The sequence below is a fragment of the Streptomyces sp. NPDC086549 genome (assembly GCF_044746205.1).
GTDB lineage: Bacteria > Actinomycetota > Actinomycetes > Streptomycetales > Streptomycetaceae > Streptomyces.
The window spans coordinates 166,359-190,064 of record NZ_JBIVBS010000006.1 but is presented as its reverse complement, the minus strand read 5'-3'; the positions used below and the strand labels follow the sequence as shown (position 1 = coordinate 190,064).

Below are 23,706 nucleotides of genomic sequence, written 5' to 3'. Positions count from 1 at the left end.
CGCGAGGAGGGCCCGACTGTGGGAACCAGCAGGAATGTTGAGAGGCGTACGATCCTCAGGGCGGCCGGCGCGTCGGCGGCCGCGCTCGGGCTGGCCGCCACGGCGGGGTGTGGCGGCGACAGTGGTTCCGGGAGCGGGACGGTGACGATCCGTTACTCGTGGTGGGGTGCCGAGGAGCGGGCGAAAAGGATCAATCAGACCATCTCGCTCTTCGAGAAGAAGTATCCGAAGATCAAGGTCAAGACCGACTTCCAGACGTATCAGTCGTTCTGGGAGAAGTTCCAGACGCAGGCCGCCGGAGGAAATCCGCCGGACGTTTTCCAGAATGCCGTCGGATTTCTTCGGAAGTACGACAAGAGAGGCATTCTCCTCGATCTCAAGTCCCAGGTGGACGCGGGCAATCTGAGCCTCGATCACTTCCGCGCGGGCGTCACCGAGGTCGGCGAGGTCGACGGCAAGCAGCTCGGCGTTCCGGTCGGTTCCAACACCATGGCGCTGGTGATCGACAAGAAGGTCTTCGAGAAGGCGGGCGTCGATCCGCGATCGGGCTGGACCTGGGACGAGTACTTCAAGGCCCTGAAGACCATCCACGACAAGACCAAGGTGCCCGGGGACACCGGCTACTTCAGCATCATGTACCTCTACGACCTCTACCTCCGGCAGAACGGCAAGGCGTTCTTCACCAAGGACGGGCTCGGCTTCGACAAGGCCGACCTGACGGAGTGGTGGCAGGACGGCTACAACCGCATCAAGGCCGGCATCGTCACCGACCCGAAGGTCGTCCAGCAGGACATGCCCAAGTCCTCGCTCTCGGCCGGGCACGGCGCCTCCGAGTTCACCTGGGACAACTTCACCGTCCGCTACTCGGCGGAGGGCAGCAGCACCTATGGCCTGGCCCCGATCCCCACCATGGACGGCAAGCACACGGGCCAGTACCTGGCCTCCCTGATGCTGAGCGCCTCCGCCCACACGGCGCACCCGAAGGAAGCGGCCCAGTTCATCGACTTCATGGTCCACGACCCCGAGGTCGGCAAGATCATGGGCTACGACCGCGGCATCCTCGCCGGCACCGAGCAGTACGCGGCCTTCAAGCCCGCCGACTCGGTGAGCAAGGAGATCGCGCGGTACGAGGACGACACCGCCAAGTCCGGCGTCCTCGGCACGATCACCCCGCACCCGTCCGGCGCCGACACCGTCGAGGCGGCCTTCCTTCGCCTGGGCGGTGACCTCGGCCAGGGCAAGACCAAGGTTGCGGACGCGGTGAAGCAGTTCTTCACCGAGTCCGAGGCCGCGTTCCAGGCCTGATGGGACCTGCCGTGACGCTCGTCAAGGACTCCCTGCCCGCCGCCCGCAGGACGCACTCGGCCGCCTCCGCCACCGCGGGGCGGCCGGGCCGCCGGCGCGAGAACCTCGCCGGCTACCTCTTCATGTCTCCGTGGATCGCCGGCTTCCTCCTGCTGACCGCGGGCCCGATGGTCGCCTCGCTGTACTTCGCGTTCACCGACTACAACCTCTTCAACACCCCGAAATGGGTCGGGTTCGACAACTTCACCAAGATGTTCGACGACCCCCGCTGGCAGAAGTCGGTGGAGGTGACCGCCAAGTACGTGGTCATCGGCACCCCGCTGAAGCTGCTGCTCGCCCTCGGTGTCGCCCTCCTGCTCGCCCAGAGCCGGCGCGGGCAGGCCTTCTACCGTGCCGCCTTCTACGCCCCCTCGCTGATCGGCGCGAGCGTCTCGGTCGGCTTCGTCTGGCGGTCGATCTTCTCCGACGGCGCCGTCGTGGACCGTACGCAGTCCTTCCTCGGCTTCCACGTGGGCGGCTGGGTCGGCAACGCCGACTGGGTCCTCTACTCCCTGGTGGCGCTGACCGTCTGGCAGTTCGGGGCGCCCATGGTCATCTTCCTGGCGGGCCTCAAACAGGTACCCAGAGAGCTCTACGAGGCCGCCGAGATGGACGGCGCCGGCCCCTTCCGGAAGTTCTGGAACATCACCCTGCCGATGATCTCCCCGGTGCTGTTCTTCAACGTGCTGCTGGAGACCATCCACTCCTTCCAGATCTTCGCCTCGGCCTACGTCGTCTCCAACACGTACTGCGGCCCGGCCGACGCCACGCTCGTCTACACCTGCTACCTGTACCAGCAGGGCTTCAAGAACGCCCAGATGGGCTTCGCCGCCGCGATGGCCTGGATGCTGCTGCTCGCGGTCGCCCTGGTGACGGCGGTCCTCTTCTGGTCCCAGAAGAAGTGGGTGCACTACGAGGAGGGCGCCCGATGAGCGCGATCACCACCAAGGTCACGGACACGGCCGGCCGCAAGCAGGCCGGATCCCTGGTCTGGCACCTCGGCGCCCTGATCATCCTGGCGGTCATCCTCTACCCGGTGGTCTGGGTGATCGGGGCGTCCTTCAAGCCCAGCAAGGACATCATCAACAGCCTCCAGCTGTTCCCCGGCCATCCGATCCTGTCCAACTTCAAGGGCCTCGCCGACGGCATCGCCGACATCTCGATCTGGACCTTCTTCCAGAACTCCCTCTTCTACGCCGTCGGTGCCGTGGTCGGCGTGCTGATCTCCTGCTCGCTCACCGCCTACGCCTTCGCCCGGGTCCGCTTCGCCGGCCGCAACCTGCTCTTCTCCCTGATGATCGGCACGCTGCTGCTGCCGTACCACGTGCTGCTGATCCCGCAGTACGTGATGTTCCAGAAGCTGGGCTGGATCAACTCCTACGTCCCGCTGCTGATCGGCAAGTACCTCGCCACCGAGGCCTTCTTCGTCTTCCTGATGGTGCAGTTCATGCGGAACCTGCCCCGAGAACTGGACGAGGCGGCCCGGCTCGACGGCTGCGGGCACCTGCGCATCTACTGGTCGATCGTGCTGCCGCTGTGCCGGCCCGCCCTCATCACCAGCGCGATCTTCACGTTCATCAACGCCTGGAACGACTTCATGGGCCCGCTGATCTACCTCAACGAGCCCGGCAAGTACACCGTCTCCCTGGGGCTGATGATGTTCCGCGACTCCGACGGCGTCGCCGCCAACTACGGCGGAATGATCGCGATGTCGCTGGTCGCGCTGCTGCCCGTGCTGCTGTTCTTCCTCGCCTTCCAGCGCTATCTGATCGACGGAATGGCGACCTCCGGACTGAAGGGCTGACGTCGTGGCCGACGTGCGAGCAAAGCCGTCCGTCTTCACGGAGAAGTTCGGCGTCTTCGCCGAGTGTCTGCTCACCGGGGTGTGGATCGCCGTCGCCTCGCTGGGAGTGGTGACCTACCCGGCCGCCTTCGCCGCCGGCGCCCGCCATCTGCGCCGCCGTACCGGCCAGGTGGGCGGCGGCTGGCGGGAGTTCGCCGCGGACTTCCGGCTCGCGGTGCGCGGCGGCTGGGCCGCCGGGCTCGCCGGGTGGGGTGCGGTCGCCGTCGCCTGGGTGGATGTCCAGGCCGTGCGGGCCGGGCTGCCGGGCGGGCCGCTCGTCGGGGCCGTCGGCCTCTTCGCGGTGATCGGTCTCGCGGTCGCGGGGCTGCGCGCGGCGGCAGTCTGGGCGCCCGGCGACCGCTGGCGCACCCTGCTCGCAGAGGCCGGCCGCCGTACCGTCCTCGACCCCGGCGGATCCTTCCTGCTTGTCGGGGGAGCGGTCCTCGTGGTCTGTTCCGCCCTGCTCATCGCGCCGCTGGCGGTGCCCGTGCTGGGTGCCGTCGCTGCGGCGGCCGTCGCCGTGGAGGAGCGCCACCGGCGCCGCTGACGAGCGGTGCCCGTGCAAGGGCGGCGCCTCCGGTGCCGTACCTCTCTGTCATGCCCCTGACCACCCTGCACTCGCACGGAAAGGAAAGGCGGAATATGTCTCCCATCCCCCGCAGGTCCCTCCTCAAGGTGGCCGCCGTGGCCGGCGCCGCCGCCCAGTTCAGCTGGGCGCTGGGGGCGAAGGAAGCGCAAGCCGCGCCCGGAGCCGAGGCCGCCGACGCGGAACCGGTGACACTGGACTGGCTGGAGGACGGCGGCCTCGGCGCCGCGCCCGGCTCGACCGTGGGTGTGCCCTGGCCGATGGGCGCGTTCCGGGAGGACCAGACGTTCGCGCTGGCGGACGAGGACGGCAAGGAGGTGCCCGTCCAGTCCTGGCCCCTCGCCTACTGGCCGGACGGCTCCCTCAAGTGGACCGCCCACGCGGTGAGTTCGGGGAGCGGAAAGCTCACGCTCGCGGCGGGCGACGGGGCCGCGCCCGACAAGAAGGTCACCATCGTCAAGAGCGGCGGCACGATCGACGTGTCGACCGGCGTGATCGCCGTGAAGATCGGCAAGAACGGCTCCACACTGATCAAGTCGGTCACCCGAGGGTCGACGGAGATCGCCAGTCACGGCCGCCTCGTCCTCATCCGCCAGCCCGAGATCGAGGACGAGGACCAGGGCGCGGTGAAGACCGAGCGCTTCGACGGCGCCATCTCGTCGGTCACCGTCGAACAGGGCGGCCCGGTCCGCGCCGTGGTCCGCATCGACGGCAAGCACCGCAAGGGCGACCGCAGTTGGCTGCCGTTCTCCATCCGGCTCTACTTCTACGCCGGCGCCGACTCCTTCCGCATGGTGCACACGATCACCTACGACGGGACACAGGAGCCGGGCAAGGCGAGCGGCGACTTCATCCGCGGACTCGGCGTCCGCTTCACCGTGCCGATGCGGGACGCCGCCTACGACCGGCACATCCGCATCGGAGGCGAGGGCACCGGCCTGCTGCGGGAGGCCGTCCAGGGCATCACCGGACTGCGCCGCGACCCCGGCGCGGCCGTGCAGGCGGCCCAGTACGCGGGCCAGAAGCTGCCCGACCCGTCCACCTGGGACCAACGTGTCACCACCCGGCTCCAGTACATCCCCCACTGGGGCGACTACACCCTCGCCCAGCTCTCCGCCGACGGCTTCACCCTCCGCAAGCGGACGAAGAAGGGCTACGGCTGGATCGCCGCCGGCGGCGGCAGGCGGGCCTCCGGGTTCGGGTACGTGGGCGGGGCGAGCGGCGGACTCTCCTTCGGCCTGCGGGACTTCTGGCAGAAGTTCCCCGCCCAGCTCGACATCCGCGACGCCCACACCGACGAGGCCGAGGTCACCCTCTGGCTCTGGTCGCCCCAGGCGCAGCCCATGGACCTGCGCTTCTACCACGACGGCATGGGCCAGGACACCTACGCCGAACAGCTCGAAGGCCTCAACATCACCTACGAGGACTACGAGCCCGAGTTCGGTACTCCCTACGGCATCGCCCGCACCTCCGAACTCCTCTTCTGGGCCAACGAGACCACCCCCACCCCGGAGACCCTCGCGGACCAGATCGACGCGGTCCGCGTGCTGCCCCAGCTCGCCGCCCCGCCCAAGCAGCTCATCAAGGCCAAGGTCTTCGGCCCCGGCCTCTACTCCGAGCCCGACCGCTCGACAGCCGCCAAGGCGAAGATCGAGGACCACCTCGACTTCCTCTTCACCTACTACAGGGACCAGGTGGAGCAACGCCGCTGGTACGGCTTCTGGGACTACGGCGACTTCATGCACACCTACGACACCGTGCGCCACCAGTGGCGGTACGACGTCGGCGGCTACGCCTGGGACAACTCGGAGCTCTCGCCCGACCTGTGGCTCTGGTACGCGTACCTCAGAAGCGGGCGCTCCGACATCTTCCGGTTCGCCGAGTCGCTGACCCGGCACACCGGAGAGGTCGACGTCTACCACATCGGCCAGTGGGCCGGCCTAGGCACCCGGCACGGCGTTCAGCACTTCGCGGACAGCGCCAAGCAGCAGCGCATCTCCAACACCACCTACCGGCGCTTCTACTACTTCCTCACCGCCGACGAACGCGTCGGCGACCTCATGCACGCCAATGTCGACTCCGACGAGACGTTCCTGGTCCTCGACCCGCTGCGCAAGGTCCGCACCGACCCCTACACCCCCGACCGGCACGCCCTGTCGATCGGCTTCGGCACCGACTGGAGCGGCCTGGTGTCGGCCTGGCTGACCGAGTGGGAGCGCAAAGGCCCCAAGTGGGAGAAGGCCAGGGCGCGCGTGCTGTCGACCATGGAGGGCATCGCCGCCCAGCCCAACGGCTTCGTCCAGGGCAGCGGGCTGTACGACCTCGACACCGGCAGGTTCGCGACCGCCGGCACCCCGGTCGTCTCCGTGTCCCACCTCTCGGCGGTCTTCGGCCTCAACGAACTCTGCGCGGAACTCATCCACTTGATCGACATGCCGAAGTTCAGCGAGGCGTACTTCGACTACTGCCGCTACTTCAACGCCACCAAGGCCGAGCAGGCCGCCCGCTACGGCACCAACTTCGGCACCCTGCTCCTCTTCCAGGGCCACTCCCGCCTCGACGCGTACGCGGCCGTCCAGACCGGCGACGAGACACTCGCCGAACGCGCCTGGACGAAGTTCTACGGCTCCGACGGCTACTCCGAGTCCTCACCGTGGAAGACGGAGCAGCTGAGCGGCCCGGTCACGCTCGTCGCGGGCAGCGAGGCGAGCTGGGTGTCCTCCAACGACACCGCGCTGTACGGTCTCGCGGCCATCGAGAACCTGGCCCTGCTGGGCGACAGGATGCCGTCCTAGCGGGCGGTGGGGGAGCGCCGTCGCACGGGCGGCGGCGCTCGTACCCGCGAGTGTGGTCCGCGTCACGCCGTACGGCATGAGTACGCGTACTCAGATCCCCGGAGACGGCAGGCCGTCCGGGCAGACTCTGCCCATGGACTGGTCCCACTACCGCTTTCTCAGCCTCTGGTCCGTGCCCGCGCCACCCGCCGTCGTGTACGGCGCGCTGGAGCGGGCCGAGGACTACCCCCGCTGGTGGCCCCAGGTGCGCTCGGTGACCCGGCTCGACGACACCACCGGCGTCTTCACGATCCGCTCGGTCCTCCCGTACGCCATGACCTTCACCGCGCGCGAGGAACGCCGCGACCCGGCCGCCGGGGTCCTGGAGATCACGATGTCCGGCGACATCGACGGCTGGGCGCGCTGGACGGTCACCGCCGACGGCCCGGGGACCCTGGCCCGCTACGAGCAGGCCGTCGACGTGACCAGGCCGCTGCTGCGGCGGCTGGCCGTGCCGGGACGGCCGGTCTTCCGCGCCAACCACCGGCTGATGATGCGCGCCGGGCGGCAGGGACTGGCCGCGTACCTGGAAGCGGGATGAGCGAAGCGGTTTGTGGGACACCCGCCGAGACCTGTATGGTTCAGTGCGTTCCCGGGCGATTAGCTCAGTGGGAGAGCGCTTCGTTCACACCGAAGAGGTCACTGGTTCGAACCCAGTATCGCCCACCGGGAAAGGCCGGTCCGCAGCAGCGGACCGGCCTTTGTCATGCCGCCGCGGGCAGCTCCGGACGCAGCGGCCAGTCCTGGTTGACCGCCTCGTCCGAGCCGCTGCGCGCGAACCACGCCTGCAGCCCGCGCGCCTGTGCCGCGTGCCACGTCATCTGCAGCGTGTGCAGCTCGGCGGGGGAGAGACGCTCCAGCCGGGTCGCGAACCGGCGCCCCACCGCCCGTACGACCTCCAGCGCGGCCAGCGCGTCCGCACCCGCGTCGTGCGCGCCCTCCAGCGTGACGCCGTAGTGCTCGCACAGGTCGGTCAGAGTGCGACGGCCCTTGCGGTAACGGTCGAGGTGCTTGTCCAGGACCCGCGGATCGAGCACCAGCAACGGCGACGACTCGAACCAGCACCCCAGCGACGACGCACGATGGCGACGCAACTCCCGGTCCAGGAGCGTCAGATCGAACGGCGCGTTCATCACCACGAGCGGGCGGTGCATGGCAGCGTGCTCGGCCAGCTCCTCCGCTATCTCGAACATCACCGGCGCCGGCCAGCGGCCGTTGTGCTGCAGGTGTTCATCCGTCAGCCCGTGCACCGCCGTCGCCCCCTCGGGCACCGGCACGCCCGGGTTCACCAGCCAGCGGGTCACCCGGGGCCGGGCGCCCGGGGCGTCCTGGACGACGACGGCGGCCGACACGATCCGGTCGGTCTCGACGTCAACGCCCGTGGTCTCCGTGTCGAAGGCGGCCAAGGGCCCCTCGTACCAGCACGTCATCGCAATACAACTCCTCGTTCACCCACGGCAGCTGACGTCCCGTCTTCCGCCTGTTTGGTGATACCCGGGCTGTTTGCGCCGTACGCCGGAAGGACACAACAGGAGTGCGGGTCTTTGCAGTTCAGCGGCCCGCAGCGGGGAAACACTTGGCTTGGAAGGCTGTTGGTCATGGTGATAGCGCAGCCCGAGCGGGGCGGGCTGCTGCCCGAACGGACGGCACCCCATCGCGGCACACTCGCCACCACCGCCTGCATGGAGACACTGCAGGTCGGCTATCTGCACGCGGTCGCGGCGGCGGCCGGCTGCTCGCTGTCGCAGCCGTTCCCGGACAACGGCATCGACTGGCACGTCAGCCACAGCGCACCCGGGCACACCGTCGACGACGAGGTGACCATCAAGGTGCAGCTGAAGTGCACGTACCAGATCGCACCGAACCCGCCGGGCCGGTTCTTCTCCTTCACGCTCGACAACGACCATCTGCGCAAGCTCGCCCGCACCCCGGTCTCGGTGCACAAGATCCTGGTCGTGATGCTCGTCCCGCGCTCCCCGGAGGACTGGCTGCGCGCCAGCCACGACCGGCTCGACCTGCGGCACTGCTGCTACTGGGTCAACCTCGCCGGCCATCCGATCACCGGCCGGCACCGGACCACCGTGCGGATACCGACCTCACGCATATTCGACGACCGGGCGCTCTGCGAGATCATGACGCGGGTCGGGACGGGAGGCAGGCCATGAGGCACCGTCCGTACGAGGAGTCCCTGCGGGAGGGCAGGCCGCATCCCGTCAACGGGGACGCCGCCCACTGGAACCGTCCCCCCGAGCCCGCCGAGGTCGACCCCGCCGTGCTCGGTGCCCTGCTGCTCCGGCACGGCTGGCAGCGGCGGGGCGGCGCCGCCGGGCGCTACGGCCGCTGGACCCCGCCAGGCCCGGACGGCGGCGGGACCAGCCTGCTGGTGCCCGAGAGCCGCGCCTTCCCGGACAGCGAAGACCTGCTCGGCGAGGCGCTCGTCGCCCTCGCCCGCAGCGGCAGCCCCTCGGCGCGCGAGGTCCTCGTCGGGCTCGCCGTGCCCAGCGACGAGATCCGTTGGTGGCGGGACGTGCCGACGGGACCGGTCGGCACCGCGCCCTGGCCGGTCGAGGAACAACTGCGCACGGCCGCCCGGCAGATGCTGCTCGCGGGCGCGCTCGCCACACGCGCGCGTGCGGGCTATCACGGCGCCCGGCACCGGCGCTCGGCCGCCGCGATGCTGGAGAACGTCCTGGTCGGCTCGGCGACCGGCGGCCGCCGGCTCACCGCCTTCGTGCCCGTGGGCGCCGGACGCCCGCTCGCCGTACGCCTCCACCAGGCCCTGTACGCCGCCCGCGAGGCGATCGACTACCAGCGGGCCACCGGCGGCATGGACGCCTTCGACGGTGCCGTGCGGGCAGGCGTCAGCCGCGAGCTCACCGATGCCCTGATCGTCCTGGTGCGCGGCACCGAGGGCGCCCGGATCGCTGTCGAGTGGGCGCCCGCCGCGGGCGTTCCCGAGGACTGCGCCGCCTCCGCCGAGCCCGTCGAGTTCTCGCCCGGCGACCTGCCCGTGCTGCGCGAGGCCGGGGCCCGCTATCTGCGCGACGAACCGTCCGTGCCGGTGCGGATCACCGGGGCCGTGGTCCGGATGCGCCGGTCGGGGCCGCGCGGCGAGGGCAGCGTACGGCTGCGGGTGATCGCCGGTGCCGAGGTGCCGCACCTGCGAGTGACGCTGGACGAGGAGGACTACCGGATCGCCGGGCACGCGCACCTCGTCGGACTGCCGGTGCGGGTGGACGGGCGGCTGGAGAGCAGGGGCGGCTTCCGGCGGCTGACCGGGGCCTTCGGGGTCGCACCGGTGCAGGTGGACGATGCGGAGCGGGACCGGCTGATGAAGTCGCTCCAGGAGCACGCCGAAAAGGGGGACTTCTTCGAGGAGGCGTGCAGCGGGGACGACTGCGACTGACCGGGCAGGCCCGCGACCCGCCGCGAAGCGCTGCGACCGACCGGGGACTGTGGGTGACCGTTTCGCGGTCGGAGGGTCGGGGTCGGTACGATCCCCTATTGCGCGCGCTCCCGGTATGGCGCCGCACCCCACCTGCAGTCAGGAGAGACCGGTGTCAGACGTCCGTGTGATCATCCAGCGCGATTCCGAGCGGGAAGAACGCGTGGTGACGACGGGCACTACGGCGGCCGACCTCTTCGCCGGCGAGCGCTCGATCATCGCCGCGCGCGTGGGTGGCGAGCTCAAGGACCTCACCTACGAGCTCACCGACGGCGAGACCGTCGAGGGCGTCGAGATCTCCTCGGAGGACGGCCTGGGCATCCTGCGCCACTCCACCGCCCACGTGTTGGCCCAGGCCGTGCAGGAGATCTTCCCCGAGGCCAAGCTGGGCATCGGCCCGCCGGTCAAGGACGGCTTCTACTACGACTTCGACGTCGAGAAGCCGTTCACGCCCGAGGATCTCAAGGCCATCGAGAAGAAGATGCAGGAGATCCAGAAGCGCGGGCAGAAGTTCTCCCGCCGTGTCGTGACCGACGAGGCGGCCCGCGAGGAGCTGGCCGCGGAGCCGTACAAGCTGGAACTGATCGGCCTCAAGGGCTCCGCGTCCTCCGACGACGGCGCGGACGTCGAGGTCGGCGCCGGCGAGCTGACGATCTACGACAACCTGGACGCCAAGACCGGCGAGCTGTGCTGGAAGGACCTCTGCCGAGGCCCCCACCTGCCCTCCACCCGCCTGATCCCGGCGTTCAAGCTGATGCGCAACGCGGCCGCCTACTGGCGCGGCAGCGAGAAGAACCCCATGCTCCAGCGCATCTACGGCACCGCCTGGCCGTCGAAGGACGAGCTGAAGGCGTACCTCGACTTCCTCGCCGAGGCCGAGAAGCGCGACCACCGCAAGCTGGGCAACGAGCTCGACCTGTTCTCGATCCCCGAGCAGATCGGCTCCGGCCTCGCCGTCTTCCACCCCAAGGGCGGCATCGTCCGCCGCGTGATGGAGGACTACTCGCGCCGCCGTCACGAGGAGGAGGGCTACGAGTTCGTCTACACCCCGCACGCGACCAAGGGGAAGCTCTTCGAGACGTCGGGCCACCTCGACTGGTACGCCGAGGGCATGTACCCGCCCATGCAGCTCGACGAGGGCGTGGACTACTACCTCAAGCCCATGAACTGCCCGATGCACAACCTGATCTTCGACGCGCGCGGCCGCTCCTACCGTGAACTGCCGCTGCGCCTCTTCGAGTTCGGGACCGTGTACCGGTACGAGAAGTCGGGCGTGGTGCACGGCCTGACCCGGGCGCGCGGCTTCACCCAGGACGACGCGCACATCTACTGCACGCGCGAGCAGATGTCCGAGGAACTGGACAAGACGCTCACCTTCGTCCTCGGTCTGCTCCGCGACTACGGCCTGACCGACTTCTACCTGGAGCTGTCCACCAAGGACCCGGAGAAGTTCGTCGGTTCGGACGAGGTCTGGGAGGAGGCGACGGAGACCCTCCGCGAGGTGGCCGAGAAGCAGGGGCTGCCCCTGGTTCCGGACCCGGGCGGCGCCGCCTTCTACGGCCCGAAGATCTCCGTCCAGGCCAAGGACGCGATCGGCCGTACCTGGCAGATGTCGACCATCCAGCTCGACTTCAACCTGCCCGAGCGCTTCGACCTGGAGTACACGTCCGCCGACGGCTCCAAGCAGCGCCCCGTCATGATCCACCGGGCCCTCTTCGGCTCGATCGAGCGCTTCTTCGCCGTGCTCCTGGAGCACTACGCGGGCGCCTTCCCGGCGTGGCTGGCCCCGGTCCAGGCGATCGGCATCCCGATCGGTGACGGGCACGTGGAGTACCTGCAGAAGTTCGCCGCGGCGGCGAAGAAGCGGGGACTGCGCGTGGAGGTGGACGCCTCCTCCGACCGCATGCAGAAGAAGATCCGCAACGCCCAGAAGCAGAAGGTGCCCTTCATGGTCATCGCGGGCGACGACGACATGTCGGCCGGATCGGTCTCCTTCCGCTACCGCGACGGCTCACAGGAGAACGGCATCCCGTTCGACGAGGCGATCGCGAAGATCGTGAAGGTCGTTGAGGAGCGGACGCAGGTCTGATCCCGCGGACCGATGGGCCCCGGCGGACCGATCAGGTTCCCGGGGCCCTTCCTCGTTCCCCGTTCCCCGGCCCTCCTGTGCCCCGGCGACACGCCACGAACGGGCGAAGCCATATGCTGCATGGCATGACGAGTGAGCCGGAACAGCAGATCGGAGTGGGGACGCAGGACGCGTTCCAGCGCCTGTGGACGCCCCACCGGATGGCCTACATCCAGGGCGAGAACAAGCCGAGCGGCCCGGGTGCCGACGACGGCTGCCCGTTCTGCTCGATCCCGGCCAAGTCCGACGAGGACGGCCTGATCGTCCGTCGTGGCGAGCATGTCTACGCGGTGCTCAACCTCTACCCGTACAACGGCGGCCACCTCATGACCGTCCCCTACCGTCATGTCGCCGACTACACCGACCTGACCGGGCCGGAGACCGCCGAGCTCGCCGAGCTGACCAAGCAGGCCATGACGGCCCTGCGCACCGCCTCCGGCGCCCACGGCTTCAACATCGGCATGAACCAGGGCACCGTCGCGGGGGCCGGCATCGCCGCTCACCTCCACCAGCACATCGTCCCCCGCTGGGGCGGCGACACGAACTTCATGCCGGTGGTGGGCCACACCAAGGTGCTGCCGCAGCTCCTGGCAGACACGAGAAAGATGCTGGCGGAGGCCTGGCCGACGGCGTGACTCTTCACGGTGCCGGTCGGCGATATTTCAGCCCGTCCGGCGTTTGAGGACGAGGCCGTCCAGGCCGAAGCGGGGGTCTGGGGGCGGCAGCCCCCAGGAGACGGGAACCCCCACCCACCCGCACGAAAAGCCCTGCCGAACCGCCGGAGGCCTACGCGTCGTAGAGGTCGGCTTTCCTCGGCGACGGATCCTGCACGGCCGTACTGAGGAACGCCGACCGCGAGCCGAACTTCTCCGTGTCCACGCCGTTCTCCTCCAGCACCCGGAGCGCCGCCGAGTGCACCACCCGCAGCACCGGCGTGGCAGCGCGCAGCGCGTCGTCGGCCATGAATCGGTGCCGCCACGGCTGGTCCGCCCACGCGTGCCGCAGACCGAACGGCTCGGGCAGCCCCAGCGAGCCGCCGAGCCACTTGAGCAGCGGCGGATACCAGGTCAGCGGCGCCCGCGCGGCGAGCCGTACCACCTCGTCCGTACCGACCAGCGGGAGCTTGATCGTCCGGTTCTCCCAGGGCTTGAGGGATTTGGCGACTTCCTTCGTCGGCGCCGCGGGTTTCGTGGTGAAGAGCGAGTGCACGGGCCCCAGCGCGTGCCCGGTCACCTCGATGCGCAGCGTCTGGTGCAGCACGGTCACCGTGATCAGCATGGTGAGAACCAACTGCCCGTCCCACAGCGTCCACTGCACGCCCAGGTAGTGCCGGTTACCGCTGCCGAACTGCTGTTTGTTGCAGATGTCCTGTATCGCGTGGGACTTGACCGAGTACGCCTCGACGTCCGTGCCCTCCGGCCGGGACACCGCCGTCGCGTTCTCCCCGATCGGCGTGACGATCCAGTGCTTGATGGACGGCTTGGGGAAGCCGCCGGTGTTCAGCGGGCCGCGCTCCAGCATGCGCAGCTGGTCGTGGATGGACTGTATGACGTCCCAGCTGCGGAACGGGTGGATCTCCCGGCTGGGATCGGCCGGCAGCAGGTCCTCGGCGAGCTGCCAGGATCCCCAGCGCGTGCCCATGCCGAGTATGCCCTTGGGGCCGGCGTAGAAGACGGAGTTGGACTGCTGCTCGGCGCTGAGCCGGGCGAGGGACTGGCGCATCTGCTCGGCCGCGGTCTCACCGGGGCTGCTCGGCACTGTTTCGGGGACCTTCGCGCCCACGCTGCTGCCGGAGAGCAGGCCGTCCCAGCGCCCGCGCAGGTCGTGTGCCGTGCGCTCGCAGATCCGCTTGGCCCAGAACCAGCCCAGCACGGGGGCGGCGACGCACCCGCGCGCGTACCAGGCCCAGAATCCCGTGAACGGCATGCGGATCAGGAAGATCACGGCGACCGCGCCCACCGCGACGAGCAGCGTGGTGGCGAGGGCCCCGGCCCGCTTGTCGTCGCGCTTGGCGACGAATGTGCGGAGCTGGAAGACCAGCAGCCAGACCAGCAGTCCGGGCAGGAACAGCAGGCCGCACACCACCATGACGGTGGACAGCCGGTTGTCGCGCGCCTTGCGGATGTTGTTGGCCGCCAGGCTGTGCTCCACGACGACCTGGGGATCCATGCCGAAGGACTGGATGAGCGGCGCGCGGCCGGCACCGAGCATGCGGTCGACCACGGCCCGGGAGAAGGCCTCGCCCAGGTTCGGCCGGAACAGGGCGATCCGGCCCGCCTTGACGGTCGACTTGTGCCGGTCGTTGTCGGCCTTCGTGATCTCGTCGAACGGACTGTCCCGGTAGGCGGCCGAGGCCAGTGCGAAGGTCGCCGCCTGGCTCTCGTTGCCGGAGATGGGCACCTGTGGCCCGTCCCACTCGGTTCCAATCGACATTCCCGCCCCCGATCGCCGCCGGTGTCGCTTCTGCGGCCTTCCCGACTTCCTTGCTCCGCACACCTGTTGAACAGGTCATAGTCCTGATCCAGCACGACGTGATCAGGTGATCAGCGTATCCGCAGGCACCGACATCCGTAGGCGGACGGCCAAAGCCGCCCGCCTGTTCGGAGGATGACGTTCCGAAAGGCTGTGCGGAGCGCTCCGGGAACGCCGACTACGAGGCTTCCTTTGCCTGTTCGCGAATCCTTTCGGCAACCTGTGGCGGCATCGGTTCGTGCCGCGCGTACGCGCGGCTGAAGCGGGCGGTGCCGTGCGAGAGCGACCGCAGGTCGACCGCGTACCGGCCGATCTCGAACTCGGGCACCTCGGCCCGTACGAGAGTGCGCCCGGAGCCCACCTGTTCGGTGCCCAGCACCCGGCCGCGCCGCCCCGACAGGTCGCTCATCACGGCGCCCACGTAGTCGTCGCCGACCAGCACGCTGACCTCGGCCACCGGCTCCAGCAGATGGATCTTCGCGTCCGCCGCGGCCTCCCGCAGTGCCAGCGCACCGGCTGTCTGGAAGGCGGCGTCGGAGGAGTCCACCGAGTGCGCCTTGCCGTCGAGCAGCGTGATCCGCACGTCGACCAGCGGATAGCCGGCCGCAACTCCCTTGGCCGCCTGGGCTCTCACCCCTTTCTCGACCGACGGGATGAACTGCCGCGGCACGGATCCGCCCACCACCTTGTCCACGAACTCGATGCCCGAGCCGCCCGGCAGCGGCTCGACCTCGATCTCGCAGATGGCGTACTGCCCGTGCCCGCCCGACTGTTTCACGTGCCGCCCGCGCCCCGCGGCCCTGGCCGCGAACGTCTCCCGGAGGGAGACCCTGTGGGGTACGACGTCGACCTGGACGCCGTAGCGGCTGCGCAGCCGTTCCAGGGCGACGTCCGCGTGGGCCTCGCCCAGGCACCACAGCACCACCTGGTGGGTGTCCTGGTTCTGCTCCAGGCGCATCGTCGGGTCCTCGGCGGCCAGCCTGCTCAGGCCCTGCGAGAGCTTGTCCTCGTCCGCCTTGCTGTGCGCGTGGATGGCCAGCGGCAGCAGCGGATCGGGCATCTCCCACGGTTCCATCAGCAGCGGGTCGTCCTTGGCCGAGAGTGTGTCCCCGGTCTCGGCGCGGCCCAGCTTCGCCACGCTCACCAGATCGCCCGCGACGGCGTGCGTCACCGGGCGCTGCTGCTTGCCGAACGGTGTGGACAGGGCGCCGATCCGCTCGTCGACGTCGTGGTCCTCGTGCCCCCGGTCGGCGAGCCCGTGCCCGGAGACGTGCACCGTCTCGTCGGGGCGCAGCGTGCCCGAGAACAGCCGGACCAGGGAGACCCGGCCGACGTACGGGTCGGACGAGGTCTTCACGACCTCCGCGACCAGCGGCCCGTTCGGATCGCACGGCTTCACCTGGCGCGGCTTGCCGTCGAGCGTGGTGACCCCGGGCGTCTCCCGCTCCAGCGGAGTCGGGAAGCCGCCGGTGATCAGCTCCAGGAGCTCGGCCGTGCCCAGCCCCTGCCGGGCGCCCTCGGCCGCGGGGGCGGCGGCCAGGACGGGGAAGAAGACCCCGTGCGCGACGGCCCGCTCCAGGTCTTCGATCAGCGTTGTGACGTCGATCTGCTCACCGCCGAGGTAGCGGTCCATGAGGGTCTCGTCCTCGCTCTCGGAGATGATCCCCTCGATGAGCCGGTTGCGCGCCTCCTCGATCAGCGGCAGCTGCTCCTCGCCCGGTTCGGACTCCTTGCGCTCCCCGGACGAGTAGTCGAACAGCTTCTGCGACAGCAGTCCGGCCAGCCCGGTCACCGGGGCGTGCCCGTCGGGCCCCTGCGGGCCGTGCTGCGGCAGGTAGAGCGGGAGCACGGCGTCGGGGTCGTCCCCGCCGAACGTCTCCGCGCACACCCGCGTCATCTCCTCGAAGTCCGCGCGGGCGGCCTCCAGGTGGGTGATGACGATGGCCCGCGGCATGCCGACCGCCGCGCACTCCTCCCAGACCGTACGGGTCGAGCCGTCCACGCCGTCCGACGCGGAGACGACGAAGAGGGCCGCGTCCGCCGCTCGCAGACCGGCCCTGAGCTCTCCGACGAAGTCGGCGTATCCGGGGGTGTCGAGAAGGTTGATCTTGAACCCGTCCCATTCGACGGGGACCAGGGAGAGCTGCACCGAACGTTGCTGGCGGTGCTCGATCTCGTCGTAGTCGGAAACGGTGCCGCCGTCCTCCACACGGCCTGCCCGGTTCACGGCTCCCGCGGTCAGCGCGAGAGCCTCCACCAGAGTCGTCTTGCCCGAACCGGAGTGGCCGACCAGCACCACATTCCGTACGGACGCGGGATGGTCGGCCGCCGTAGCCCTGCCGGCGGCCCCAGGGTGTGATTGTGCCTTGTCGCCCATGGCCTTGCCTCCCGTGCACGGTGAGGTCACTGTGGGCGCGGGCATGCCGGGCCGCGTGCGGTGGCGGCTCCGATGACGCCCGCGGTCCTTCGAGCTTTCCACTCCCGTCACGGTGCGTCCATACGGCGGACGCCGATCGCGTGCCCCACCGTCATCGGCGGGCCATCCGCCGGATCCGGGGAACGGGTCCGGGTGCCCGGCGGTCGCCCACGCGCGCGCGTGGCTACGATGGGCCAGCCGGTGGTCATCGAGGGCCGCGCGGCGACAACGACCGTCGGGAAGGCCATGCTGAACAAGTACGCGCGTGCATTCTTCACGCGTGTCCTCACGCCGTTCGCCGCGTTTCTCATCCGCAGGGGTGTCAGCCCCGACACGGTGACGCTCATCGGCACGGCCGGTGTGGTCGCGGGCGCGCTGGTCTTCTTCCCCCGGGGCGAGTTCTTCTGGGGCACGATCGTGATCACGCTGTTCGTCTTCTCGGACCTGGTCGACGGCAACATGGCCCGCCAGCTGGGCCGCTCCAGCCGCTGGGGCGCCTTCCTGGACTCCACCCTCGACCGGGTCGCCGACAGCGCGATCTTCGGCGGCTTCGCCCTGTGGTACGCCGGAAACGGCAACGACAACGTCCTGTGCGCCGTCTCGATCTTCTGTCTGGCCAGCGGCCAGGTGGTGTCGTACACCAAGGCCCGCGGCGAGTCGATCGGCCTGCCGGTCGCCGTCAACGGGCTCGTCGAACGCGCCGAGCGGCTGGTGGTCTCGCTGGTCGCGGCCGGTCTGGCCGGCCTGCACAAGTTCGGCGTGCCCGGCATCCAGGTGCTGCTGCCGATCGCCCTGTGGATCGTCGCCGTCGGCAGCCTGGTCACCCTGATCCAGCGGGTGGTCACGGTCCGCCGGGAGTCCGCCGAGGCGGAGGCGGCGGCCGCCGCCGGGGACGACACGAACGCGTCCCAGGGGAGCGAGGCGGCGAAGTGAGCACGGCGGAGCGGCTGACCGACGCGCTGTACGGCCTGGGCTGGAGCACCGTGAAGAAGCTCCCCGAGCCGGTCGCCGAGCGCCTGGGCCGCAGCATCGCGGACCTCGCCTGGAAGCGGCGCGGCAAGGGCGTCCTTCGCCTGGAGAGCAACTACGCGCGCGTGGTGCCCGACGCGACTCCGGAGCGCCTGGCCGAGCTCTCGCGCGCGGGCATGCGCTCGTACCTGCGCTACTGGATGGAGTCCTTCCGGCTCCCCGCCTGGAGCAAGGAGCGGATCAGGACCGGCTTCGAGTGCAAGGACGTGCACTACCTGACCGACGGTCTGGCCTCCGGCAAGGGCGTGATCCTCGCCCTGCCGCACCTGGGCAACTGGGACCTCGCGGGCGCCTGGGTCACCACCAAGCTGGAGACCCCCTTCACCACGGTCGCCGAGCGTCTCAAGCCCGAGACGCTGTACGACCGCTTCGTCGCCTACCGCGAGGGCCTCGGCATGGAGGTCCTGCCGCACAGCGGCGGCTCCGCGTTCGGCACGCTGGCCCGGCGACTGCGCGACGGCGGTCTGGTCTGCCTGGTCGCCGACCGAGATCTGTCCGCCTCCGGTGTGGAGGTCAAGTTCTTCGGCGAGACCGCCCGGATGCCCGCGGGCCCGGCCCTCCTCGCCCAGCAGACGGGCGCGCTCCTCCTGCCGGTGACGCTCTGGTACGACGACTCACCCGTCATGCGCGGTCGGATCCATCCCCCGGTCGAGGTGCCCGAGACCGGCACGAAGGCCGAGAAGACGCCTGTCATGACACAGGCACTGGCTGACGCCTTCGCCACGGGCATCGCCGAACATCCGGAGGACTGGCACATGCTGCAGCGGCTCTGGCTCGCTGATCTGGACCCCGCGAAGGGGAACCCGTGAGGATCGGCATCGTCTGCCCGTACTCCTGGGACGTGCCGGGCGGCGTCCAGTTCCACATCCGCGACCTGGCCGAGTACTTCATCCGCCTCGGCCACGAGGTCTCCGTCCTCGCACCCGCCGACGACGACACCCCGCTCCCGCCGTACGTCGTTTCGGCCGGCCGCGCGGTCCCGGTGCCGTACAACGGCTCGGTGGCCCGCCTGAACTTCGGCTTCCTCTCGGCGGCCCGGGTACGGCGCTGGCTGCACGACGGCGAGTTCGACGTGGTCCACATCCACGAGCCGACGTCACCTTCGCTGGGCCTGCTCACCTGCTGGGCGGCCCAGGGCCCCATCGTCGCCACCTTCCACACCTCGAACCCGCGCTCCCGCGCGATGATCGCCGCGTACTCGATCCTCCAGGCCGCTCTGGAGAAGATCAGCGCGCGGATCGCGGTGAGCGAGTACGCCCGCCGCACCCTGGTCGAGCACCTGGGCGGGGACGCGGTGGTCATCCCGAACGGCGTCGACGTCGACTTCTTCGCCAAGGCGGAGCCGAATCCCGACTGGCAGGGCGACACGATCGGCTTCATCGGCCGCATCGACGAGCCGCGCAAGGGCCTGCCGGTACTGATGAAGGCCCTCCCCAAGATCCTCGCCGCCCGCCCGCAGACCCGGCTCCTCGTAGCCGGCCGCGGCGACGAGGAGGCGGCGGTAGAAACCCTGCCTCCGGAGCTCCGCTCCCGCGTCGAGTTCCTGGGCATGATCAGCGACGAGGACAAGGCGCGCTTCCTGCGCAGCATCGACGTGTACGTGGCCCCCAACACCGGCGGCGAGAGCTTCGGCATCATCCTGGTCGAGGCGATGTCGGCGGGCGCGCCGGTCCTGGCCTCCGACCTGGACGCCTTCGCCCAGGTCCTCGACCGGGGCGCCGCGGGCGAGCTCTTCGCCAACGAGGACGCGGACGCGCTCGCCGAGGCGGCCGTACGACTCCTCGCCGACCCGGCTCGCCGCACCGAACTCCGCGAACACGGCAGCGCCCACGTGCGCCGCTTCGACTGGTCCACGGTCGGCGCCGACATCCTGTCGGTGTACGAGACGGTCACCACGGGCACCGCGGCGGTGGCGGCGGACGACCGATCCGGAGGCGGCGGCACCGGCGGCCTGCGGGCCCGCCTGGGCCTGGCCCGGGACTGAGCCCCGAACTCCCGGCCGGGGGTGGGGGCTGGGGTTTGGGGCTGCGACGGGCGACGACCGGAGCTGCCGGGTCCCGGGGTCGAGATCGGTGGCGATGAGTGCGGCCGGGGTGTTGGGCCGGGGGGCGACGGCTGTGGGTGGCGGCCGGGCCGGGGCTGGCGGCAGTCAGGGCGGTCGGGACGTAGGGCCTCGGGGTCGGCGGCAGCCAAGGCGGGCAGGGCATGAGGCTGAGGCCGTAGGCGACCAGAGCGGCCGGGGCCTGGGGCCGGGGTCGGTGTGAATCAGCTTGTCCGGCGTTTGAGGACGAGGCCGTTCAGGGGCGGTGTGGGGACCTGGGACCGGGTGGCGGTAGCCGGCGTGGCTGGGGCATTGGGTCGGGGGCTGCGATGACTGGACGGTCGGCGCCTGGGACCGAGGCCAGTGACAACCAGCCCGTCCGGCGTTTGAGGACGAGGCCGTTCAGGCCGAAGCGGGGGGCCGGGGGCGGCAGCCCCCGGGCGGCCACACCGACGTCGGTAACGGCACAGCACTCCGCCAACCCGGCGGAGCGCCCCGGTAGCCTTGCCGCCCGTGACCGCAACCCTCATCTGGATCCTCGTCGCCCTCGTCGCGATCGGTCTCTATCTGAGCTGGACGGCCGGCCGACTGGACCGGCTGCACTCCCGGATCGACGCCGCCCGTGCCGCCCTGGACGCCCAACTGCTGCGCCGTGCGTCGGTGGCCCAGGAACTGGCGACCTCGGGCGTGCTGGATCCGGCCGCCTCGATCGTGCTCTACGAGGCCGCGCACGGCGCCAGGCAGGCCGAGGAGGAGCAGCGGGAGGTCGCCGAGAGCGAACTGAGCCAGGCGCTGCGGGCCGTCTTCGGGGAGCCCCAGCAGGTCGAGGCGGTCCGCGAGGCACCCGGGGGAGAGGCGGCCGCACGCGAGCTGTCCGAGGCGGTGCGACGCGTTCCGATGGCCCGCCGCTTCCACAACGACGCCGTGGGCGCGGCCCGCCGACTGCGCGAGCACCGCAAGGTGCGCTGGTTCCGACTGGCCGGCCACGCCCCCTTCCCACTGGCCTTCGAGATGGACGACGAACCGCCGGTGGCACTGGTGGACCGGGCCACCTAGGACCTCTCCCAGCTGCGGTTTCGTGGGATCGCAGGCAAAAAGGATCCACCGCCTTCGCATTGGCCCTTGCAGTGGCCTGGTCCACTCACGTTTCCTCGCTTGAGCAGAAAACCGTCTTCACCGAGCGAGGTCACCCGTGTCCACCACGATCCCCACCCCCGCCCAGACCCCCGAGACCGGCACCGCCCGCGTCAAGCGCGGCATGGCCGAGCAACTCAAGGGCGGCGTGATCATGGACGTCGTCACGCCGGAGCAGGCCAAGATCGCCGAGGACGCGGGCGCCGTCGCCGTCATGGCCCTGGAGCGGGTCCCGGCCGACATCCGCAAGGACGGCGGCGTGGCCCGCATGTCCGACCCGGACATGATCGAGGGCATCATCGACGCCGTCTCGATCCCGGTCATGGCCAAGTCCCGCATCGGCCACTTCGTCGAGGCCCAGGTCCTGCAGTCCCTCGGCGTGGACTACATCGACGAGTCCGAGGTCCTCACCCCGGCCGACGAGGTCAACCACTCCGACAAGTGGGCGTTCACCACCCCCTTCGTCTGCGGTGCCACCAACCTGGGCGAGGCCCTGCGCCGCATTGCCGAGGGCGCCGCGATGATCCGCTCCAAGGGCGAGGCCGGCACCGGCAACGTCGTCGAGGCCGTCCGCCACCTGCGCCAGATCAAGAACGAGATCGCCCGCCTGCGCGGCTACGACAACAACGAGCTGTACGCCGCCGCCAAGGAGCTGCGCGCCCCGTACGAGCTCGTCAAGGAGGTCGCCGAGCTCGGCAAGCTCCCGGTCGTGCTGTTCTCCGCCGGTGGCGTGGCCACCCCGGCCGACGCCGCGCTCATGCGCCAGCTCGGCGCCGAGGGCGTCTTCGTCGGCTCCGGCATCTTCAAGTCCGGCGACCCGGCCAAGCGCGCCGCCGCCATCGTGAAGGCCACCACCTTCTACGACGACCCGAAGATCATCGCGGACGCGTCCCGCAACCTCGGCGAGGCCATGGTCGGCATCAACTGCGACACCCTGCCCGAGGCCGAGCGCTACGCCAACCGCGGCTGGTAAGAGGCCCTGGTAGAGATCCCATGAGCACTCCTGTCATTGGCGTCCTGGCTCTCCAGGGCGACGTCCGGGAGCACCTCATCGCCCTGGCCGCGGCGGACGCCGTGGCCAGGCCGGTGCGGCGCCCCGAGGAACTCGCCGAGGTGGACGGCCTCGTCCTGCCCGGCGGAGAGTCCACGACCATCTCCAAGCTGGCCATCCTCTTCGGAGTGATGGAGCCCCTCCGCGCGCGCGTGCGTGCGGGCATGCCGGTCTACGGCACCTGCGCGGGCATGATCATGCTCGCCGACAAGATCCTCGACCCGCGCTCGGGCCAGGAGACCGTCGGCGGCATCGACATGATCGTGCGCCGCAACGCCTTCGGACGGCAGAACGAGTCCTTCGAGGCGGCGGTCGACGTCCGCGGCGTCGAGGGCGATCCTGTAGAGGGCGTCTTCATCCGCGCCCCCTGGGTCGAGTCCGTCGGCGCCGAGACCGAGGTGCTCGCCGAGCACGGCGGCCACATCGTCGCGGTCCGCCAGGGCAACGCGCTCGCCACGTCGTTCCACCCGGAACTGACCGGCGACCACCGCGTGCACGCCCTGTTCGTCGACATGGTGCGCGCCAACCGGACACCGGAGTCCTTGTAGGATCTCTGGAGTTCGTTGCAGAGATGGGTTACGCGAAGGAGACAGGCAGATGTCCGGCCACTCTAAATGGGCTACGACGAAGCACAAGAAGGCCGTGATCGACGCCAAGCGCGGCAAGCTCTTCGCGAAGCTGATCAAGAACATCGAGGTCGCGGCCCGCATGGGCGGCGTCGACATCGAGGGCAACCCCACTCTCTACGACGCCATCCAGAAGGCGAAGAAGCAGTCGGTCCCGAACAAGAACATCGACTCCGCGGTCAAGCGTGGCGGTGGCCTCGAGGCCGGTGGCGCCGACTACGAGACGATCATGTACGAGGGCTACGGCCCGAACGGTGTCGCGGTGCTCATCGAGTGCCTCACCGACAACCGCAACCGCGCCGCCTCCGACGTGCGCGTCGCCATGACCCGCAACGGCGGCAACATGGCCGACCCGGGCTCCGTGTCGTACATGTTCAGCCGCAAGGGCGTCGTCATCGTCCCCAAGGGCGAGCTGACCGAGGACGACGTGCTCGGCGCCGTCCTGGAGGCGGGCGCCGAGGAGGTCAACGACCTCGGCGAGACCTTCGAGGTGATCAGCGAGGCCACCGACCTGGTCGCGGTCCGCACCGCCCTCCAGGAGGCCGGGGTCGACTACGACTCCGCCGAGTCCAGCTTCGTGCCGTCCGTCCAGGTCGAACTGGACGAGGAGGGCGCCAAGAAGATCTTCAAGCTGATCGACGCCCTGGAGGACAGCGACGACGTGCAGAACGTCTTCGCCAACTTCGACGTCAGCGACGAGATCATGGAGAAGGTCGACGCGTAACGCTGTCGCGAGCTCCACAGGCTCAACGGGCCG

20 protein-coding genes and 1 tRNA gene are annotated in these 23,706 nt (G+C 70.0%); 18 read left to right on the top strand and 3 right to left on the bottom strand.

All coding sequences use genetic code 11. The features are described from left to right. The first annotated feature begins 18 nt into the window (after positions 1-18). The 7 genes from ACIPSA_RS21080 (at position 19) to ACIPSA_RS21050 (ending at position 7,273) form a co-directional block, all read left to right on the top strand. Positions 19-1,305, top strand: a complete 1,287-nt coding sequence (locus ACIPSA_RS21080; RefSeq protein ID WP_402637141.1) for an ABC transporter substrate-binding protein — start codon at positions 19-21, stop codon at positions 1,303-1,305. Next, entirely contained in the window at positions 1,305-2,276 is a 972-nt protein-coding gene (locus tag ACIPSA_RS21075; RefSeq protein ID WP_402637138.1) for a carbohydrate ABC transporter permease, read from the top strand. Before ACIPSA_RS21080 ends, ACIPSA_RS21075 begins: the two co-directional genes overlap by 1 nt. Further along, complete coding sequence (locus ACIPSA_RS21070; protein WP_402637135.1) at positions 2,273-3,148, top strand: carbohydrate ABC transporter permease; 876 nt, start codon at positions 2,273-2,275, stop codon at positions 3,146-3,148. The genes ACIPSA_RS21075 and ACIPSA_RS21070 overlap by 4 nt, the downstream gene beginning before the upstream one ends. 4 nt (positions 3,149-3,152) lie before the next feature. Beyond that, positions 3,153-3,734: a hypothetical protein gene (locus tag ACIPSA_RS21065; protein ID WP_402637132.1), complete on the top strand. Its 582-nt coding sequence runs from the start codon at positions 3,153-3,155 to the stop codon at positions 3,732-3,734. Positions 3,735-3,829: 95 nt separating this feature from the next. Beyond that, positions 3,830-6,568 carry a Tat pathway signal sequence domain protein gene (locus tag ACIPSA_RS21060; protein WP_402637129.1) on the top strand — a complete coding sequence of 913 codons (2,739 nt, stop codon included), beginning with the start codon at positions 3,830-3,832 and terminating at the stop codon, positions 6,566-6,568. A gap of 133 nt (positions 6,569-6,701) precedes the next feature. Continuing rightward, on the top strand, positions 6,702-7,148 hold the full coding sequence (locus ACIPSA_RS21055; protein WP_402637722.1) for an SRPBCC family protein: 447 nt from the start codon (positions 6,702-6,704) through the stop codon (positions 7,146-7,148). Between the two features lie 53 nt (positions 7,149-7,201). Beyond that, a tRNA-Val gene (locus tag ACIPSA_RS21050) sits at positions 7,202-7,273 on the top strand. A gap of 38 nt (positions 7,274-7,311) precedes the next feature. On the opposite strand, the gene ACIPSA_RS21045 is transcribed toward ACIPSA_RS21050, so the two are convergent. Next, positions 7,312-8,037 (bottom strand): 3'-5' exonuclease, encoded by a 726-nt coding sequence (locus tag ACIPSA_RS21045; RefSeq protein ID WP_402637126.1) that lies wholly within the window; start codon positions 8,035-8,037, stop codon positions 7,312-7,314. Between the two features lie 168 nt (positions 8,038-8,205). Between ACIPSA_RS21045 and ACIPSA_RS21040 the strand changes: the two genes are divergently transcribed. The 4 genes from ACIPSA_RS21040 to ACIPSA_RS21025 all read left to right on the top strand — a co-directional run bounded on the left by ACIPSA_RS21040 (position 8,206) and on the right by ACIPSA_RS21025 (position 12,815). Beyond that, complete coding sequence (locus ACIPSA_RS21040; protein ID WP_402637123.1) at positions 8,206-8,772, top strand: DUF4365 domain-containing protein; 567 nt, start codon at positions 8,206-8,208, stop codon at positions 8,770-8,772. Further along, the gene (locus ACIPSA_RS21035) at positions 8,769-10,013 is read left to right on the top strand and encodes a hypothetical protein (RefSeq protein ID WP_402637120.1); all 1,245 of its coding nucleotides are present in this window, start codon (positions 8,769-8,771) and stop codon (positions 10,011-10,013) included. Before ACIPSA_RS21040 ends, ACIPSA_RS21035 begins: the two co-directional genes overlap by 4 nt. A gap of 151 nt (positions 10,014-10,164) precedes the next feature. Further along, entirely contained in the window at positions 10,165-12,141 is a 1,977-nt protein-coding gene (thrS, locus tag ACIPSA_RS21030) for a threonine--tRNA ligase (RefSeq protein WP_402637117.1), read from the top strand. Between the two features lie 113 nt (positions 12,142-12,254). Next, a complete protein-coding gene (locus tag ACIPSA_RS21025; RefSeq protein WP_402637114.1) occupies positions 12,255-12,815 on the top strand; it encodes an HIT family protein in 561 nt (186 codons plus the stop codon). A gap of 151 nt (positions 12,816-12,966) precedes the next feature. Here ACIPSA_RS21025 and ACIPSA_RS21020 read toward each other — a convergent pair whose 3' ends face one another. Further along, entirely contained in the window at positions 12,967-14,613 is a 1,647-nt protein-coding gene (locus ACIPSA_RS21020; protein ID WP_402637111.1) for a hypothetical protein, read from the bottom strand. A gap of 217 nt (positions 14,614-14,830) precedes the next feature. After that, entirely contained in the window at positions 14,831-17,029 is a 2,199-nt protein-coding gene (locus ACIPSA_RS21015) for an elongation factor G-like protein EF-G2 (protein ID WP_402637109.1), read from the bottom strand. 228 nt (positions 17,030-17,257) lie between these two features. Here ACIPSA_RS21015 and pgsA point away from each other — a divergent pair, with 228 nt between their 5' ends. The 7 genes from pgsA to ACIPSA_RS20980 all read left to right on the top strand — a co-directional run bounded on the left by pgsA (position 17,258) and on the right by ACIPSA_RS20980 (position 23,673). Continuing rightward, the gene (gene pgsA, locus ACIPSA_RS21010; protein WP_402637720.1) at positions 17,258-18,001 is read left to right on the top strand and encodes a phosphatidylinositol phosphate synthase; all 744 of its coding nucleotides are present in this window, start codon (positions 17,258-17,260) and stop codon (positions 17,999-18,001) included. Then, positions 17,998-18,906 (top strand): phosphatidylinositol mannoside acyltransferase, encoded by a 909-nt coding sequence (locus ACIPSA_RS21005; protein WP_402637106.1) that lies wholly within the window; start codon positions 17,998-18,000, stop codon positions 18,904-18,906. Before pgsA ends, ACIPSA_RS21005 begins: the two co-directional genes overlap by 4 nt. Further along, complete coding sequence (locus ACIPSA_RS21000; RefSeq protein WP_402637103.1) at positions 18,903-20,081, top strand: glycosyltransferase family 4 protein; 1,179 nt, start codon at positions 18,903-18,905, stop codon at positions 20,079-20,081. Before ACIPSA_RS21005 ends, ACIPSA_RS21000 begins: the two co-directional genes overlap by 4 nt. Before the next feature lie 570 nt (positions 20,082-20,651). Then, positions 20,652-21,194, top strand: a complete 543-nt coding sequence (locus ACIPSA_RS20995) for a hypothetical protein (protein ID WP_402637100.1) — start codon at positions 20,652-20,654, stop codon at positions 21,192-21,194. 136 nt (positions 21,195-21,330) lie between these two features. After that, entirely contained in the window at positions 21,331-22,245 is a 915-nt protein-coding gene (gene pdxS, locus ACIPSA_RS20990) for a pyridoxal 5'-phosphate synthase lyase subunit PdxS (RefSeq protein WP_402637097.1), read from the top strand. A 20-nt stretch (positions 22,246-22,265) separates the two neighbouring features. Further along, positions 22,266-22,871: a pyridoxal 5'-phosphate synthase glutaminase subunit PdxT gene (gene pdxT / locus ACIPSA_RS20985; RefSeq protein WP_402637093.1), complete on the top strand. Its 606-nt coding sequence runs from the start codon at positions 22,266-22,268 to the stop codon at positions 22,869-22,871. 49 nt (positions 22,872-22,920) lie between these two features. Beyond that, positions 22,921-23,673 (top strand): YebC/PmpR family DNA-binding transcriptional regulator, encoded by a 753-nt coding sequence (locus tag ACIPSA_RS20980; protein ID WP_402637090.1) that lies wholly within the window; start codon positions 22,921-22,923, stop codon positions 23,671-23,673. The last annotated feature ends 33 nt before the right edge of the window (positions 23,674-23,706 follow it).